This is a genomic window from Sanguibacter keddieii DSM 10542, from assembly GCF_000024925.1.
GTDB classification, from domain to species: Bacteria; Actinomycetota; Actinomycetes; order Actinomycetales; family Cellulomonadaceae; genus Sanguibacter; species Sanguibacter keddieii.
In genome coordinates this window covers 766,062-783,223 of sequence record NC_013521.1, presented here as the reverse complement: position 1 = coordinate 783,223, position 17,162 = coordinate 766,062, and the positions used below count along the sequence as shown (strand labels likewise).

Here is a 17,162-nt window from a genome sequence, read left to right as displayed (position 1 = left end):
GCAAACTCCCTCGTGAGACGACTGCCGCGGGCCCTTCTGCACATATGTGCATCCGGGTTGCGCGAACGTTCTGACAATGTGACCTTAGACCTAGCCGTAGTGCGAGTCGAAAGGTCATCCATGTCCACCTCCGGAACGTCGTCCAAGCTCACCCCGCAGAGCCGAGCGCAGTCGCTCGACGCCCTCCGCGCGAGCGCCGAGGGTGAACCTCTCGACGTCCTCGTCATCGGCGGAGGTGTCACCGGAGCCGGTATCGCCCTCGACGCCGTGACCCGCGGCCTGACGACCGCGGTCGTCGAGTCCCAGGACTGGGCCGCAGGCACCTCGAGCCGATCCAGCAAGCTCGTCCACGGTGGCCTGCGCTACCTGCAGATGCTCGACTTCAACCTCGTGCACGAGGCACTGACCGAGCGCGACCTGCTCATCAAGAAGCTGGCACCGCACCTCGTCAAGCCCGTCTCCTTCCTCTACCCGCTCGAGCACAGGGTCTGGGAGCGCGGGTACGTCGGCGCCGGCATCATGCTCTACGACACGCTCGCCAGCCTCATCCCGGGCAAGCGCGCGCTGCCGTTCCACAAGCACGTGTCCCGCAAGGGCATGGAGCGCCTCTTCCCCGACCTGCGCCACGACGCCGCGGTCGGCGCGGTCCGCTACTGGGACGGCTCCGTCGACGACGCCCGCCTGGTCTCGACCCTCATCCGCACCGCAGCCTCCTACGGCGCGAGCGCAGCCACCCGCACCCAGGTGGTCGAGCTCACCAAGGACTCCGGCGGACGCGTCGACGGCGCGGTCCTCCAGGACCTCGAGACCGGCGACACCTTCCCGGTCAAGGCCCGCAACGTCATCAACGCCACCGGCGTCTGGACCGAGGAGACCGAGGGTCTAGCCGGCGAGGAGGGCGGCCTGCGGGTGCTCGCCTCCAAGGGCGTGCACATCGTCGTCCCGCGGGAGCGCATCAAGGGCACCGTCGGGCTCATCCTGCAGACCGAGAAGAGCGTGCTCTTCGTGATCCCGTGGTCGCGCTACTGGGTCATCGGCACCACGGACACCCCGTGGAAGCAGGAGCTCAAGCACCCCGTCGCCACCGCCGCGGACATCGAGTACGTCCTCGACCACGCGAACGCCGTCCTGGCAGACCCGCTCACCAAGGACGACATCATCGGCACCTGGGCCGGCCTGCGGCCGCTGCTGCAGCCGGGCACCAAGGAGGGCACCTCGTCCGCCAAGGTCTCGCGCGAGCACACCGTCGCCTCCCCCGCCCCGGGCCTCACGGTCATCGCCGGCGGAAAGCTCACCACCTACCGCGTCATGGCGGAGGACGCGGTGGACTTCGCGCTCGGCGACGGAGCCAAGGCCCGTCCGTCGATCACCACCGAGGTGCCGCTGCTCGGCGCCGTCGGGCTGGACGTCCAGCAGAACTGGGGACGCCGGCACGCACGCACCTACGGCTGGACCCCGGCACTCGTCGACCACCTGCTCCACCGGTACGGCTCGCTGCTCTCCGACATCGTCGAGCTCTGCGAGACCGACCCGAGCATGTCCAAGCCGCTCGAGCACGCACCCGCGTACCTGCGTGCCGAGATCGCGTACGCGGTGAGCCACGAGGGGGTCCTGCACCTCGAGGACATCCTGCTCCACCGCACACGCCTCAACTACGAGGTCGCCGACCGGGGCCTCGCGGCCCTCGAGGAGATCTCGCAGATCGCCGCAGCCGGGCTCGGCTGGGACGAGGACACCCGACTCGCAGAGGTCGCTTCCTACACGGCACGCGCCGAGGCAGAGGCCGCCGCAGAGCTCGAGCCCGACGACGAGTCGGCCGAGCGCACTCGGCTCGCCGCCGCGGACGTCAGCCCGACGGCCACGCTCTCCCCCAGGTAGCACCTCCGGTGCCCGGACCTCACGGTCCGGGCACCGGTCGTCAGCCCGGGGTCAACCGCACGTCAGCACCTGGCCCACCCGCTCCACCTGCCCCACCCGACCTACCGATCGCCCCAGACACACCGCACGACCTCGGTCGCAGAGCCGCTCCGAGGAGCCCGGGACGCAGCAGTCCCTGACACATGAGGACACGACATGAACTACTCCGCTGGTGAAGTCTTCGCATCAGAAGTCGTCGGAACCGCACTCCTGATCCTGCTCGGTGCAGGTGTCGTCGCCAACGTCCTGCTCCCCAAGTCCAAGGGGTTCGCAGGCGGCACGCTCATGATCAACTTCGGCTGGGGGCTCGCGGTCTTCACCGGTGTCTACGCCTCCTGGAAGTCCGGAGCGCACCTCAACCCCGCCGTGACCATCGGCATCCTGACCAACGGCCAGGACACCTTCTCCGAGGGCGGGCTGCCGGTGAACCTCGGCAACACCCTCCTCTACTTCGCCGCACAGATGATCGGTGCGATCATCGGCGCGGTCCTGGCCTACCTGGCCTACAAGAAGCACTTCGACCTCGAGGCTCCCGCTGCCACCAAGCTCGGCGTGTTCGCCACCGGGCCCGAGGTCCGCTCCTACGGCTGGAACGTCCTCACCGAGGTCATCGCGACCTTCGTGCTCGTCTTCACCATCCTCAACTTCGCGAACACCCCCAACGAGCTCGGCCCGCTGGCCGTGGCCTTCCTGGTTGTCGGTATCGGCGCGAGCCTCGGTGGCCCGACCGGCTACGCCATCAACCCTGCTCGTGACCTCGGCCCGCGCATCGCCCACGCCTTCCTGCCCATCAAGGGCAAGGGCGGCAGCGACTGGTCCTACGCCTGGGTCCCCGTCGTCGGCCCGCTCGTCGGTGGCGCGCTCGCCGGTCTCGCCGCGTCGGCGATGGCCTGACCTGACTCACGAGGGTGGCTGCGCACGGCGCAGCCACCCTCGACCCCTCCCCCCGGGCACCTGCACCACCCGTCCGTCTGACCGCACACCGAAGTGAAGGACTCACCTCATGACCGAGCAGTACGTTCTCGCCATCGACCAGGGCACCACGAGCTCGCGTGCCATCGTCTTCAAGCACAACGGGACCATCCACTCCTCCGGCCAGCTCGAGCACGACCAGATCTTCCCCCGTGCCGGCTGGGTCGAGCACAACCCTGAGCAGATCTGGAACAACGTCCGCGAGGCTGTCGGCCTGGCCCTGACGCGCGGGAACCTCACGCACGAGGACATCGCCGCCGTCGGCATCACCAACCAGCGCGAGACCGCGGTCGTGTGGGACCGCAACACCGGCAAGCCGGTCTACAACGCGATCGTCTGGCAGGACACCCGCACGCAGAAGATCGTCGACGAGCTCGGCGGTGAGGAGGGCGCGGACAAGTACAAGGCGATCGTCGGCCTCCCGCTCGCGACCTACTTCTCGGGCCCGAAGGTCAAGTGGATCCTCGACAACGTCGACGGAGCCCGCGAGGCAGCCGAGCGCGGCGACCTCATGTTCGGCAACACCGACTCCTGGGTGCTGTGGAACATGACCGGCGGGACCGAGGGCGGCGTGCACATCACCGACGTCACCAACGCCTCGCGCACCATGCTCATGAACATCGACTCGCTCACCTGGAACGAGGACATCGCGAAGGACATGGGCATCCCGCTGTCCATGCTCCCCGAGATCCGCTCCTCGTCCGAGGTCTACGGCACCGGCCGCGCGCGCGGCATGGTCCCCGGCGTCCCGATCGCCGGCATCCTCGGCGACCAGCAGGCGGCCACCTTCGGCCAGGCCTGCTTCGAGAAGGGCACCGCGAAGAACACGTACGGCACCGGCAACTTCATGCTGCTCAACACGGGCACCGAGCCCGTGCACAGCAAGAACGGCCTGCTGACGACGGTCTGCTACAAGATCGGCGACGCCCCGCAGGTGTACGCGCTCGAGGGCTCGATCGCCGTGACCGGCTCGCTCATCCAGTGGATGCGCGACAACCTCGGCATGTTCGAGGAGGCCAAGGACGTCGAGTACTACGCGAGCAAGGTCGACGACAACGGCGGCGCGTACTTCGTGCCCGCGTTCTCCGGTCTGTTCGCACCGTACTGGCGCCCGGACGCACGCGGTGCGCTCGTGGGCCTCACGCGGTTCGTCAACAAGAACCACATCGCCCGTGCGGCCCTCGAGGCCACCGCGTTCCAGACCCGCGAGGTCCTCGACGCGATGAACGCCGACTCCGGCGTGGACCTCACCGAGCTCAAGGTCGACGGCGGCATGGTCGCCAACGAGCTGCTCATGCAGTTCCAGGCCGACATCCTCGACGTCGACGTGGTCCGCCCGCAGGTCGCCGAGACCACCGCCCTCGGTGCCGCCTACGCGGCCGGCATCGCGGTGGGCTTCTGGAACGGCGAGCAGGACGTCATCGACAACTGGGCCGAGGACAAGCGCTGGTCGTCCACGATGGAGACCTCCGAGCGCGACCGCCAGTACCGCCTCTGGAAGAAGGCCGTCTCGAAGACCCTCGACTGGGTCGACGAGGACGTCGTCTGACCTGACCGCGGTCCCGCGCGGACCAGGAGCAGCGACCGACGCCCGGCGTCTGGTGGGCCACGAGCCCTCCGGAGGTCGGGCGTCGTCGTGCTCGCGTCATAGGCTTGGCGGACCGCCAGCACCACCAGCACCCGAGCCCCTGGAGCCACCACCCGTGACGAGCGTCAGCTACACGATCCCCGGCCTGCACGTGACCGACCACGAGGTCGAGGTGCCGCTCGACTGGTCGTCACCCGACGACGGCCGGACCCTGACGGTGTTCGCGCGCGAGCTGGTCGCGCCCACGCGCCGGCACGAGGACCTGCCGCTCGTCGTGTTCCTGCAGGGCGGCCCGGGTGGCAAGGGGCCGCGGCCGACAGGCCCCGACGGCTGGGTCGGGCACATGCTCGCCACGCACCGCGTGGTGCTCCTCGACCAGCGCGGGACCGGCCGCTCGAGCGCGGTCCGCGGCGCGCACCTGTCGTCGCTGGGGTCGCCGGCCGATCAGGCCGCCTACCTCGCGTGCTTCCGCGCCGACTCGATCATCGACGACGCCGAGCACCTGCGGAAGACGCTCTACGACGGCCGCCGCTGGGCGACCGTCGGGCAGAGCTACGGCGGGTTCCTCACGCTCACCTACCTCTCCCGAGCGCCCGAGGCGCTCACCGCCTGCTACGTCACGGGAGGCCTGCCGAGCATCTGGCCGGACACCCGCGAGGTGTACCGCCGCACCTACCCGCGCACCGCGGCCAAGAACGCCGAGTACGCACGCCGCTACCCCCACGACGTCGAGCGCCTCGCCCGGATCGCCGACAGGCTCGACGCAGGGGACGTGACCCTTCCCGACGGCGACACGCTCTCGACCCGGCGGTTCCAGACCGTCGGCATGGACTTCGGCATGAAGCCCGGGTTCGAGCGCGTGCACTGGCTGGTCGACGAGGCCTTCGACCGTGGCTCCGACAACCTCAGCGAGACGTTCCTCGAGGCGGTCATGGACCTCACCTCGTACCGATCGCGCCCGCTGTACGCGGTGATGCACGAGTCGATCTACGCCTCGGGCGAGGAGACCACCGGCTGGGCCGCGCACGCCGTGCGCGCCGAGCACCCCGGCTTCGACCCGTCGGCGCGCCCGCTGCTGCTCACCGGCGAGATGATCTACCCCTGGATGTTCGACGAGATCGCCGGGCTGCGGCCCTTCCAGGCGGCGGCCGAGGAGCTCGCGGCGCGCAGCAGCTGGTCGACGCTCTACGACCCCGAGGTGCTCGCCCGCAACGAGGTCCCGGTCGCCGCGGCGGTCTACCACGACGACATGTTCGTCGACGCGGGGCTGTCGCTCGGCACCGCTGCGCACGTGGGGAACGTGCAGACCTGGGTGACGAACGAGTTCGAGCACGACGGCCTGCGCACCGGCGACGTGCTCAGCCGACTGGTCGACCTGGTTGCGCAGCAGGGCGGTCCGCTGGAGCGGTCTCGGCCGTCCGACGCGCGACGGTCGCGATGAGCTGCTCGACCGGCCCCTGACCCCGCCACCTCGACCAGAGGCTGGCGAAGGCGAGCGCGACAACGGCCTGGGCCAGGAACATCTCTCTGTCGTGGTCACCCAACCGGTCGCCCACGACCTCGAAGAACACCACGTGTGCGACGTAGAGGGTCAACGGGACGGTCCCGACCGCACGCACGGGGTAGAGCACGGCGCGGAGGCCTCGAGGGGCGAGCAGGCACAGCGCCAAGACCGCGAGCGCGAACCCGCCTGAGCCGAGAACCTCGAAGGTCGTCGCAGAGTGCGGTGCCGCTCCGAGCAGCTCCTCGAGCCCAGGACGCTCCCACTCTGCTTCCCCGAACGGCGTCTCGTCACCGAGGGCGCCGCACCTGATCGTGTCGTCGGGAGTCCTCAGGCACGAGCGCCCCGAGAGGTCGACGTCCTCACCCTGGACGGGGGTGCCCGGAGGACCTGCGTCCGGGGGCTCGGTGCCGAGCCGGAACCCGACCTCCTTGCTCTCTCCGCTACCGGTCGCGCCACTCGGGCTGCTGCCGGCCCTGAACGACCGGCGCCCGCCGGCGCCCCCGTCGGTGGCCCATCCTGCCGCGTACCCGACCACTGCCAGCAGGACTCCGACGAGCAGCAGCCGGGCGGCGACCCAGACAGACGAGAGGTCGAGCCTGCCGACGAGCAGCCCGACGACGGTGAAGGTCAGCCACACCACTGCCGGGTAGACCCCTCCGACGAAGAGCGCGGCGACCTCGCCGTGCTGCCCTCCCCAGACATCGATGCCGTACGCGCCGTAGACGTTGACGACAGGCGAGACGACCGCGAGGATGCAGGCCAGCACGAGGAGCCGGCGGACCGACCAGCGCAGGAGCGGGAGGACCGCCACGAGCAGGACCGCGTAGACCTGCAGGACGATCGCGATCTGACTGCTGATGATCGTCAGAGCCGTGCCGAGCGCGAAGATCAGCACAGCCCGCACCAGCAGGCGGGTCCGCGCCTCCCGCAGCCTGTCTCCGAACACCCCCGCCGTGCCGCCTGTCATGAGCGCGACCGACACCCCTGCGAGGACGGCGAACAGGATCGAGGATCGCCCCTGCACGAGGGCACCCCACGTCGTCGGATCCCAGGAGACCGGCTCACCGAACGGGATCGTGTGGGCTGTGACCATGCCCAGGAGGGCGATCCCGCGCGCGATGTCGACCCCGACGACGCGACCGCGAGACCGCCTCTCCCGGCCGGGTCGTGGTCCTGGAGGGTGAGACGAGGAGGTGTACGGGTCGGCGGCGGGCGACGGCTTTGAATGTGACGTATGCGACATTCTCGCACGGTAGGAAAGAACCCTGGCTGTCCACCGACTGTGTCCTGCGAGTTTTCTGGGAACTGCCTCGAGCGCCCTCGGTCAGTCGGCTGCGTCCGACGGCGCGTGGCGCTCGAGGAAGGTGAGGACCTCGGTGTCGTCGACTCCTGGGAACGAGCCCGTCGGGAGCGCCGAGAGCACGTGCTGGTGCATGGTGGCGCTCGGCCAGGCGGCCGCCGACCACCGCTCGACGAGGTCGGCTGGCGGACGACGGCAGCACCCCTCGTCCGGGCACGACGACCTCCGGCGCACGGTGGTCTCACGGCCGCGGAACCACCGCGCGCTGTCGAAGGGCACCCCGACGGTCACCGAGAAGTCGCCCGCCGAGGTGGTCCCGGTCTGCGTCGAGCACCAGAAGGTGCCTGCCGGGGTGTCGGTGTACTGGTACGTCTCCGTCGTGCGGTCGCGTCGCGCGAAGGCGCTGCGCGCCGACCAGTGCCGGCAGACGATCTGCCCCTCGATCGCGCCGGTGACGTCGACCGGGAGAGGGAGCCCGTCGTTCTCGTAGCCGCGGGTCAGCCCGCCGTCGTCGCCGACCCGCAGGAAGTGCAGCTGGATGCCGAGGTGGACGGTCGCGAGGTTGGTCAGGCGCTGGGCAGCGGCCTCGTGGGTGACTCCGAAGGCGTCGCGGAAGTCCTCGACGGCGAGGTCGCGCTCCCGCTTGCGGTCGACGAGCCACTCGACCGCGGCCCCCTGGGGCACGAGGCACGCGGCGGCGAAGCAGGTGATCTCGAGGCGCTGGCGCAGGAAGTCCGCGTAAGAGGTCGGCCTCGTGTGCCCGAGCACGCGGTGCGCGATCGCCTGGAGGGCCAGCGACCGCAGGCCGTGGCCGCCGGGGATCGAGGCGGGCGGCAGGTAGATGCGCCCGTGCACGAGGTCGGTGACCGTGCGGGTCGAGCGCGGGAGGTCGTCGACGTGCAGGAGCGTGAACCCGAGGTGCTCGGCCATCCGCGCGACGGTGCGGTGCGTGAGCGCTCCGGAGGTGTACCCGGCGGCACGGACGAGCTCCTCCCCCGCCTCCTCGATGTCAGGGAGGTAGTTGTCGCGCGCCTGCATGTCGAGCCGCAGCGCGGTGTTGGCCCGCCGGGCCTCGGCGGGGGTCGCGACGGCCTGGGTGGCGCGGCGCGCCAGCTCCCGGTGCAGACCGACGAGGTTCTCGAGAACGGGCAGCGGCAGGCGCTGGCTGGGGCGGACCGGCGGCAGGCCGAGCGTCGGGTAGAAGGGGTCGCGCTGCGCCCGGTCGAGCTCGATCTCGAGACCCGCACGCCGGGTGGGCGGCGTGCTCGCGAGCAAGGTCGCGACGGGGACCCCGAGTGCGCCCGCGACCGCGTCGAGCAGCGAGAGGCGCGGTTCGCGCAGCCCGTTCTCGATGCGTGACAGCTGGCTGGTGTCGACGCCTGTCCGCTCGGCCAGGTCCTCGAGGGTGAGGCCCGCGCCGGTGCGGAAGTGGCGGACCCGACGCCCGAGGGTCAGCAGGTCGGTGGACGTCGTGCGCTCTGACCGCTCTGTCATGTATTGACGATATGGCAACTTCGGTGCTTCTTGCCAGGTCTGCGAGGTTGAAGGCTCGCGAGCGCGGTCGCAGGGTGAGAGCAGGCGCACCTCCGCCGCACCGACCCACCACACGGAAGGACCAGCGATGACGCTCACCTCCGACGCCCGCAGCCAGCGCGAGGACCAGCACGCCGCTCCACCCCGCACCACTCCCCTGCCGCTCCCCTACGCCGAGTGGGTCGAGGCGGTCGCGGCGCTCACCCAGCCCGACGAGGTCGTGTGGTGCGACGGCTCGGACGCGGAGCGCGAGCGCCTCACCCGGCTCATGGTCGAGCGGGGCACGCTCCTGCCGCTCGACCCCGACCTGCGACCGAACAGCTACCTCGCCCGCTCGGACCCGTCCGACGTCGCGCGGGTCGAGTCGCGGACCTTCGTGTGCCCCGAGCAGGAGTCCGACGCCGGGCCGACCAACATCTGGCGCGACCCGACGCTCATGCGCGCCGAGCTGGCGGCAGCCTTCGCCGGGTGCATGCGCGGCCGCACCATGTACGTGGTGCCGTTCTCGATGGGCCCCGTCGGCGGGCCTCTCTCCCAGGTGGGCATCGAGATCACGGACTCCCCCTACGTGGTCGTCAGCATGTCGATCATGACCCGGACCGGGAGCGACGTGTACCGGCTGATCCGGGACGGCGCTCCCTGGGTCCCCGCGGTCCATTCGGTCGGCGCCCCGCTCGTGGAAGGCGCCGACGACGTCCCGTGGCCCTGCTCGGACCTCAAGTACGTCTCGCACTTCCCCGAGACCCGCGAGATCTGGTCCTACGGCTCCGGCTACGGCGGGAACGCGCTGCTGGGCAAGAAGTGCTTCGCGCTGCGCATCGCGTCGGTGATCGGCCGGGACGAGGGCTGGCTCGCCGAGCACATGCTGCTCGTGCGGGTGACCTCGCCCGAGGGGAGGGTGTTCCACCTGGCTGCCGCGTTCCCCTCGGCCTGCGGCAAGACGAACCTCGCGATGCTGCGCCCGACCGTCCCGGGGTGGACCGTCGAGACGGTCGGGGACGACATCGCGTGGATGCGGCCCGACGACGAGGGCCGCCTGCGGGCGATCAACCCCGAGGCCGGGTTCTTCGGGGTGGCGCCCGGCACCGGGCCGTCGACCAACCCCGCGGCGATCGCGACGATCGCGCGGGACACGATCTTCACCAACGTCGCGCTCACCGACGACGGCGACGTCTGGTGGGAGGGGCTGACGGACACGCCGCCCGACCACCTCGTCGACTGGCTGGGGCAGGACTGGACGCCCGCGTCGGGGAGGCCCGCTGCCCACCCCAACGCCCGGTTCACGGTGTCCGCGGCGCAGTGCCCCACGATCGCCGACACCTGGGAGGACCCTGCCGGTGTGGTGGTCGACGCGATCGTGCTGGGCGGCCGGCGCGCGACCAACGTGCCGCTCGTGGCCCAGGCGTTCTCGTGGGAGCACGGGGTCTTCCTCGGCGCGACCATCTCGTCGGAGCGCACGGCCGCCGCCGAGGGGACGGTCGGTGAGCTGCGCCGCGACCCCTTCGCGATGCTGCCCTTCTGCGGGTACGACATGGCAGACCACTGGGCACACTGGGTCGAGACCGGTTCTCGGCTGTCCGACCAGGGGCGCCCGCTGATCTTCTCCGTCAACTGGTTCCGCACCGGCGAGGACGGCCGGTACCTGTGGCCCGGCTTCGGCGAGAACTCCCGGGTCGTCGAGTGGATCGCCCGCCGCACGGAGACCCGCGACCCGGTCACGTCGCCGGTCGGACGCTCGCCCGCCGAGCTGCCGCCTCGTGCACGAGCGGCCTCGGTCCCCAGCCCTCTCGGTCTCGTCCCGGCGCCGGGGGCGCTCGACCTCGACGGGCTCGGGCTGAGCGAGGAGACCACGGCCGCGCTGTTCGCCGTCGACCCGGTCTCGTGGGCCGAGGAGGTGCGGTCGACCGAGGAGTTCTTCCGACGCTTCGGCGACCGCGTCCCGCCGGCGCTGCACGCGGAGCTCGCCGCGCTGCGCGGGCGTCTGGCAGAGCACGACGGGCGCGATGTCACCCCGGCGAGCGAGGACTGAGGCCGTGGCAGCACCGGCTGCCGCGGTCTCCCCCAGGCGACGCCGGCGGTTCTACCACCACCTCTACGTCTGGGTGCTGGTCGCCATCGCCCTCGGGATCGTCTTCGGGCTGGTCGCCCCCGACCAGGCGGCGAAGACCCGCTGGATGGCGGACCTGTTCATCAAGCTCGTCAAGGTGGTCATCGCCCCGACGATCTTCGCGACGATCGTGGTCGGCATCGCCCAGATGGGCAACCTGGCCAGAGCCGGCGGGCTCGCGCTGCGCACGGTGCTGTACTTCAACATCACCACGGTCTTCGCGCTCGGCATCGGCCTGGTGGTCATCAACGTGCTGCGTCCCGGCGCCAGCCTGGGCTTCGACCTCGCGACCTTCGACACCTCTGCGGCCGACGCGGCGATCGCGGCGACCGAGTCCCAGGACACCGGCATGACCTCGTTCGTGCTGGACCTCGTACCCGCGTCCTTCGTCGGTGCCTTCGTCGACGGGCAGCTCCTGCAGGTGCTCGTGCTGGCCGTGCTGGTCGCGGTCGCCGTCACCTCTCTCGGGGCACGGGCCGACGGCGTGGTGCGCGCGCTCGACACCTTCGCGCACCTCATGTTCGGGATCATCCGGCTCGTGATGTGGACGGCGCCCCTCGGGGCCTTCGGCGGCATCGCCTTCACCATCGGCAGCAACGGCTCGGCGATCCTCGGATCGCTCGCGGCGTTCATGGGGGCGTTCTGGCTGACCTGCCTGCTGTTCCTGCTGCTGGTGCTCGGGCCGGTCTGCCGGATCGCCGGGTTCTCGGTCTTCCGGTACCTGCGCTACATCAAGGACGAGCTGCTCATCGTGCTCGGGACCTCGTCATCCGAGACCGTGCTGCCTCGGATCATGCGCAAGATGGAGGCGGCCGGCGCCCCGAGGCACGTGGTCGGCATGACGATCCCGACCGGGTACTCGTTCAACCTCGACGGCACCGCGATCTACATGGCGATGGGGGCGATCTTCATCGCTCAGGCCTTCGGGATCGAGGTGCCGCTCACGACCCAGGTCGCACTGCTCGCCTTCATGCTCGTCTCGTCGAACGGCGCGGCAGGGGTGTCCGGGGCGGGGCTCGTGACGCTCGCGGCCACGCTCACGGCCTTCGACTCGGTGATCCCCGTGGCGGGGATCGCGCTCATCGTGGGGATCGACCGGTTCATGTCGGAGGGACGGGCACTGACCAACCTGGCCGGCAACGGGATCGGCACCCTGGTGATCGCCCGGTGGACCGGCGACCTGGACCGCGAGCGTCTGCGCGCCGTGCTCGCGGACCCCGGCAGCGTGGACGTCGACGCCCTCCTGAGCGCCGATGCTCCTCGCCCGGGCGAGGAGCAGCCCGTGGAGCCGGAGCAGCCTGTCGACCCGAACCCACGCGTCGCGCCCACCGAGCCGGCCAGCAGCGCACCGGCAGTCCACCCGGCCCAGACGACCTGATGGGAGGAGAAGGAGCGTCGGCAGGACACCGCGGACGTCGGAGCCGGCCAGCAGTGGCCGGTTCCAGCACCTGGGCGACCAGCAAGATCCACCTCCACCTCTGGCTGCGAGCGATCGCCTTCACGACGCCCTGGGTCGGGGTGCTCTATCTCCCCGGCGAGCTCGCGGACCCGGAGGGCGCACCATCGCCCCTGCTCGCGGTGATCGCGTTCATGGCGATCTGCATGTGGCCGCTCGCACTGGCGGCCCACTGGGTCGAGGGCGGCGACGACGGGCTCCGACTCGTCTACTGGCCCGTCCTGTCGCGGACCATCCCCCTCACGAGGATCGCATCCGTCGAGTACTGGCCGTCGGCCGCACCGTGGAAGAGCCCAGGGATCGGGCTGAGGTTGGCGAGCGGTGGGGTGCTCGCTCTCGCGAACCGCACCGGTCCCAGCTTCGGCATCCGTACCACGGACGGGCGCTCCCACTCCGTGGTCCTCGCCGACGACGAGGAGCTGGCTCACGTCCGTGCCTGGATCTCGAGAGTCCGGCCGGAGCTGGACGTGAGTGCCGAGGAGTGCCAGTGACAGCCCCTCGTCACCGGTGTGCACCGGTGACGAGGGGCGGTCAGGGACAGCCGTCGCAAGTCAGGCCGTGGTCTTCGGCGCGTGCTCGTCGTCCTTCTTCGAGCCGTGCGTCGCACCGCTCGTCTCGAGGGAGGCGCCCTCGATGTCGACGTTGGGCAGCGCCTTGTCGAGCCAGCGGGGCAGCCACCAGGCCGAGCGACCGAGCAGCGCCATGACCGCCGGGATCATGGTCATGCGGACCACGAGGGCGTCGACCGCGATGCCGAAGCCGAGCGCGAAGGCGATCGGGCCGATGGTGGTGTTGCCCGAGAACACGAAGCTCGCGAAGACGGCGATCATGATGAGCGCCGCGGCGAGCACCACCCGGGCGCCGTGGGCGTACCCGGAGCGCACGGCGCGCATGGCGTCGGCCCCGTGGGTGAAGTCCTCGCGCATGCGGGACACGAGGAACACCTGGTAGTCCATGGCGAGCCCAAACAGCACGCCGACGAGGAGCACCGGCATGAAGCTCAGCAGCGGCGCGGGGGTCGCCACCGAGAACACGTCGGCGAGCCAGCCCCACTGGTAGACGGCCGTCGTGGCACCGAAGGCGGCGGCGACGGTCAGCAGGAACCCGAGGACCGCGGTCAGCGGGACGAGGAGCGAGCGGAACGCGACGAGCAGCAGGACGATCGCGAGACCTACGACGATCGCGAGGAACAGCGGGAGGGCGTCGGCGAGCTTCTCGGTGACGTCGATGTTGGCCGCAGCCGCGCCGGTGACCCACACCGTGGCACCGGTGGCCTCCTCGACCGCGCCGCGGACGTCTCGGATGTCGTGGACGACGTCCGCGGTCTCCTCGGCGTTGGGGCCGGTCGTCGGGATGACCGTGATGATGGCCGCGTCGGCCTGGGGCGTGCCCTCGGGAGCCTCCATGCCTTCGATCGCACCGTTCGGGGTGGCGGGAGCCACCGCCGCGACGTTCGCGACGCCGTCGAGTGCCGTGGTCATCTGCTCCATCGCCGTGGGCAGCACGGACGGGTCGGACTCGGCGTCGATCAGCACGACGAGCGGACCGTTGATGCCGGGGCCGAAGCCCTCGGCGAGCAGGTCGTAGGCCTGGCGGTCGTGCGACGACGCGGGCTCCTGGCCGGCGTCGGGCAGGCCGAGGCGCATCTGCGTCGCGGGGAGGGCGACGGTGCCGAGCAGCAGCACGCCGACCACGAGGGTCCAGACGGGGTGCGTGGTGACGAAGGAACCCCAACGGTTCTCCGCCTTGGAGGAGCGCTGCGCACGGGCCGCGGCACGGCCCCGGGGCACGAGGCGCTCACCGGCGAAGCCCATGATGGCGGGCAGGAGCGTGATCGCGATGAGGACGGCGATCGCGACGGTCGCCGCGGCAGCCAGACCCATGGTCGCGAGGAACGGGATCCCGGTGACGGACAGACCGGCGAGGGCGATGACCACGGTGGCCCCGGCGAAGACGACCGCCGACCCGGCGGTGCCGACGGCACGCCCGGCGGACTCGGCCGGGGCGACGCCCTCGGCCAGCTGCTGCCGGTGCCGGGAGAGCAGGAACAGCGCGTAGTCGATCCCGACCGCGAGCCCCAGCATGAGGGCGAGAGTCAGGGTGGCCGACGAGATGGTGACGACCGCGGAGAGCGAGAGGACACCGGCGACGCCGATACCCACGCCGAGGAGCGCGCTGAGGATGGGCATGCCGGCGGCGAGCAAGGACCCGAAGGTCACCAGGAGCACGACGAGCGCCACGACGACGCCGACGAGCTCGGTCGGGCCGAGGAACTCGAGGGGCTCGGTGTAGGGACCGCCGGCGACGGCGACGGTGAAGCCGTCGTCGGAGAGCGTGGTCTCGGCGGTGGCGATGGTGTCGAGGGTCGCGTCGCTCACGTCGTCCGAGGGGACCGTGAACTGGATGTCGACGTAGACGGCGCCGCCGTCAGGCGCCACGGTCCCGGTCTGGGTCGGGTCGGAGACCGACGCCACCTGTGGCTGCTCGCCGACGGGGGCGAGGGCGCCGAGCACGGTCTGGAGGCTGCCGTCCTCGACGAGGTTCGTGCCCTCGGGGGCCTGGACCACGAAGCGGGTGGAGGCGGGCTGCTCGGCGTCGGCGCCGGCCGCGGCCGCACCGCCCGTGCCGGAGCCCACGCCGGAGGCTGCCTCGCCGAAGCGCTCCTCGAGGATGGTCTGGGCGGTCGCGGACTCGACGCCCGGGATGGTCAGCTGCTCGGTGAGCTTGATACCCGAGGCGAGCGCACCGGCGCCGGCTGCGGCGAGCACGAGCAGCCAGGTGACGAGCACGATCCACCGCCTGGTGAACGAGAAGTGCCCGACCCTGTAGAGGAAGGAGGCCATGGTGATCCCTTGGTCGTCCGGGAGGTCCCGGGGGGTGGAGACGGACTGCGGTGGGGCCGCGACGTCGTACACCGTCGGACGACACTGCCACCGTAAGCAACGATCGTCGTCTACGCAACACGTGTCGGTTAGCGGGTTCCGCACACGCCCCTCTCCTGACAGAATGAGGACATGGACCCCCGGATCGCCCGCACCCGAGCGCTGCTGCAGGACGCGCTCCTCTCGCTCGCCCGCGAGCGCGACCTCGACGAGATCGCCGTCGCCGACATCGCCGACCGGGCGACCATCAACCGCAGCACCTTCTACCAGCACTACGCCGACAAGGAGACCCTCCTCGCGGACGCCCTCGACGCGCGGGCACGCCAGGCGGGTGCCGACCTCGACGAGGCCGGCACCCTCGAGCTGACCGACGACCCGCCGGACCTGCTCGTGCGCTACGTCGAGCACCTCGACGAGAACGCCGCGCTGTACCGGCGAGCCCTGGGCGAGGGCGGGTCGAGCATCGCGTCGGCGCGCCTGGGCGCGCGGATCAACGCGGTCGTCACCCAGGGCGTCAGCGACCACACGGACCATCCCGAGACCGAGATGCCGCTCGAGATCGTCGCGGCCGGCATCACCGGCTCCCTCGTCGGCGTGCTCACCGCCTGGCTTGACATGGTCCCGCGCCCGTCCCCCGAGCAGGCCTCCGGGTGGGCATGGCGCATGCTCGTCCCCGCCGTCGCGAAGGAGATCGCCCTGGACACCGGCGACGCCCGGTGCTCGGTCAGCGGTACGACGTCCCCATGAGCTCGCGGACGTCGTCGAGCGTCGCTGCGGCGATCTCGTTCGCCCGCGCGTTCCCCCGCTCGAGCACCTCCAGCGGGTCGCTGCCCGAGCCGACCCGCTCCGCGCGACGGGCCCGCACCGGTCGGAGGTGCTCGACGAGCGCCTCCGTCACCAGCGCCTTGAGCACCCCTGCCCCCTGAGCGCCGACCTCGTCGGCGACCGCCTCGGGCGGGGCCCCGGTGCACAGCGACGCGAGGGTCAGCAGGTTCGCGACACCAGGCCTGCGGTCGGGCTCGTAGGTCACGTGGCGCTCGGCGTCGGTGACGCACCGTCGGACGAACGCTGCGGTCTCGTCCTCGGTCGCCGAGACGAGCAGGCTGTTGCCACGGCTCTTGCTCATCTTGGCGCCGTCGGACCCGAGGATCGTGGGGGACGGCGCGAGCAGCGCGTCGGGCTCGGGGAAGTACGGGCAAGCCGGGCTGAACCGGTGGTTGAACCTGCGGGCGACGGTGCGGGTCGCCTCGAGGTGCGGCAGCTGGTCCTGGCCGACGGGCACGAGGTTCGCCCGGCAGAAGAGGATGTCGGCCGCCTGGTGCACGGGGTACGTGAGCATCAGCCCGCTCATGGCCCGCCCGCCGCTCGCCCGCACCTCCTCCTTGACCGTCGGGTTCCGCTCGAGCTCGGCCACGCTCATGAGGCTGAGGAACGGCAGGACGAGCTGGTTGAGGGCGGGCACCGCGGAGTGGGTGAACACCGTGGTGCGCTCCGGGTCGATCCCGGCGGCCTGGTAGTCGAGGAGGATCTCGCGGACCGTTGACCGCAGGTCACCGGGCTCGTCGCGGTCGGTGATCACCTGGTAGTCCGCGATCACCATGAGCAGCTCGACCCCCGCCTGCTGGAGCCGAGCACGGTTGGTGAGGGTCCCGAAGTAGTGGCCGACGTGCAACGCACCGGTCGGCCTCTCCCCCGTGAGGACCCGGAACCTCGACGGGTCGCGGGCGATCTCGTCCTCGAGCGCGAGGCTCCGGGTACGGGCGGCGGCGACCGACGCGGTCGTGGTGCTGGTCTGGGGTGGTGCGGTGGTCATCTGGGGCTCCTCGGTGGGGAGCGGCTCGACCCAGACCGAGGGTGCACGACGATGTCGACCCGGCTGCGGCGAGCAGCTCGGGGACACGAC

At 71.1% G+C, this 17,162-nt stretch carries 12 protein-coding genes; 8 read left to right on the top strand and 4 right to left on the bottom strand.

Features of this window, described 5'->3' with window-relative positions; genetic code table 11:
• Positions 1–120 precede the first annotated feature (120 nt).
• The 4 genes from SKED_RS03325 to SKED_RS03310 all read left to right on the top strand — a co-directional run bounded on the left by SKED_RS03325 (position 121) and on the right by SKED_RS03310 (position 5,918).
• Complete coding sequence (locus SKED_RS03325) at positions 121–1,878, top strand: glycerol-3-phosphate dehydrogenase/oxidase (protein ID WP_012865711.1); 1,758 nt, start codon at positions 121–123, stop codon at positions 1,876–1,878.
• A 195-nt stretch (positions 1,879–2,073) separates the two neighbouring features.
• Positions 2,074–2,811 carry an MIP/aquaporin family protein gene (locus SKED_RS03320; protein ID WP_012865710.1) on the top strand — a complete coding sequence of 246 codons (738 nt, stop codon included), beginning with the start codon at positions 2,074–2,076 and terminating at the stop codon, positions 2,809–2,811.
• A 109-nt stretch (positions 2,812–2,920) separates the two neighbouring features.
• The gene (glpK, locus tag SKED_RS03315; protein ID WP_012865709.1) at positions 2,921–4,438 is read left to right on the top strand and encodes a glycerol kinase GlpK; all 1,518 of its coding nucleotides are present in this window, start codon (positions 2,921–2,923) and stop codon (positions 4,436–4,438) included.
• A 154-nt stretch (positions 4,439–4,592) separates the two neighbouring features.
• The gene (locus SKED_RS03310) at positions 4,593–5,918 is read left to right on the top strand and encodes an alpha/beta fold hydrolase (RefSeq protein WP_012865708.1); all 1,326 of its coding nucleotides are present in this window, start codon (positions 4,593–4,595) and stop codon (positions 5,916–5,918) included.
• On the opposite strand, the gene SKED_RS18840 is transcribed toward SKED_RS03310, so the two are convergent.
• Together SKED_RS18840 and SKED_RS03300 are read right to left on the bottom strand one after the other, a co-directional pair.
• Complete coding sequence (locus SKED_RS18840; protein WP_081447909.1) at positions 5,836–7,224, bottom strand: heparan-alpha-glucosaminide N-acetyltransferase domain-containing protein; 1,389 nt, start codon at positions 7,222–7,224, stop codon at positions 5,836–5,838. The two genes, SKED_RS03310 and SKED_RS18840, sit on opposite strands and share 83 nt — an antisense overlap.
• A gap of 81 nt (positions 7,225–7,305) precedes the next feature.
• Positions 7,306–8,775, bottom strand: a complete 1,470-nt coding sequence (locus tag SKED_RS03300) for a helix-turn-helix domain-containing protein (protein ID WP_012865706.1) — start codon at positions 8,773–8,775, stop codon at positions 7,306–7,308.
• Positions 8,776–8,902: 127 nt separating this feature from the next.
• Here SKED_RS03300 and SKED_RS03295 point away from each other — a divergent pair, with 127 nt between their 5' ends.
• The 3 genes from SKED_RS03295 to SKED_RS03285 are packed head-to-tail and all read left to right on the top strand — an operon-like array spanning position 8,903 to position 12,868.
• Entirely contained in the window at positions 8,903–10,843 is a 1,941-nt protein-coding gene (locus SKED_RS03295; protein WP_012865705.1) for a phosphoenolpyruvate carboxykinase (GTP), read from the top strand.
• Positions 10,844–10,847: 4 nt separating this feature from the next.
• Positions 10,848–12,299, top strand: coding sequence for a cation:dicarboxylate symporter family transporter (locus SKED_RS03290; RefSeq protein WP_012865704.1), 1,452 nt, complete (start codon positions 10,848–10,850; stop codon positions 12,297–12,299).
• Between the two features lie 53 nt (positions 12,300–12,352).
• Entirely contained in the window at positions 12,353–12,868 is a 516-nt protein-coding gene (locus SKED_RS03285; protein WP_012865703.1) for a hypothetical protein, read from the top strand.
• Between the two features lie 60 nt (positions 12,869–12,928).
• Here the strand turns inward: SKED_RS03285 and SKED_RS03280 are convergent, their stop codons facing one another.
• Entirely contained in the window at positions 12,929–15,220 is a 2,292-nt protein-coding gene (locus SKED_RS03280; RefSeq protein ID WP_042438507.1) for an MMPL family transporter, read from the bottom strand.
• A gap of 171 nt (positions 15,221–15,391) precedes the next feature.
• Here SKED_RS03280 and SKED_RS03275 point away from each other — a divergent pair, with 171 nt between their 5' ends.
• A complete protein-coding gene (locus SKED_RS03275; protein WP_012865701.1) occupies positions 15,392–16,006 on the top strand; it encodes a TetR/AcrR family transcriptional regulator in 615 nt (204 codons plus the stop codon).
• On the opposite strand, the gene trpS is transcribed toward SKED_RS03275, so the two are convergent.
• Positions 15,984–17,072 carry a tryptophan--tRNA ligase gene (trpS, locus tag SKED_RS03270; RefSeq protein WP_012865700.1) on the bottom strand — a complete coding sequence of 363 codons (1,089 nt, stop codon included), beginning with the start codon at positions 17,070–17,072 and terminating at the stop codon, positions 15,984–15,986. The genes SKED_RS03275 and trpS overlap by 23 nt on opposite strands.
• Positions 17,073–17,162: the final 90 nt, after the last annotated feature.

Excerpts from the sequence above, each read along its gene's own strand:
- SKED_RS03325 (WP_012865711.1), top strand. The coding sequence starts at position 121 with ATGTCCACCTCCGGAACGTCGTCCAAGCTCACCCCGCAGAGCCGAGCG.
- SKED_RS03320 (WP_012865710.1), top strand. The coding sequence starts at position 2,074 with ATGAACTACTCCGCTGGTGAAGTCTTCGCATCAGAAGTCGTCGGAACC.
- glpK (WP_012865709.1), top strand. The coding sequence starts at position 2,921 with ATGACCGAGCAGTACGTTCTCGCCATCGACCAGGGCACCACGAGCTCG.
- SKED_RS18840 (WP_081447909.1), bottom strand. The coding sequence starts at position 7,224 with ATGTCGCATACGTCACATTCAAAGCCGTCGCCCGCCGCCGACCCGTAC.
- SKED_RS03300 (WP_012865706.1), bottom strand. The coding sequence starts at position 8,775 with ATGACAGAGCGGTCAGAGCGCACGACGTCCACCGACCTGCTGACCCTC.
- SKED_RS03295 (WP_012865705.1), top strand. The coding sequence starts at position 8,903 with ATGACGCTCACCTCCGACGCCCGCAGCCAGCGCGAGGACCAGCACGCC.
- SKED_RS03280 (WP_042438507.1), bottom strand. The coding sequence starts at position 15,220 with ATGGCCTCCTTCCTCTACAGGGTCGGGCACTTCTCGTTCACCAGGCGG.
- SKED_RS03275 (WP_012865701.1), top strand. The coding sequence starts at position 15,392 with ATGGACCCCCGGATCGCCCGCACCCGAGCGCTGCTGCAGGACGCGCTC.
- trpS (WP_012865700.1), bottom strand. The coding sequence starts at position 17,072 with ATGACCACCGCACCACCCCAGACCAGCACCACGACCGCGTCGGTCGCC.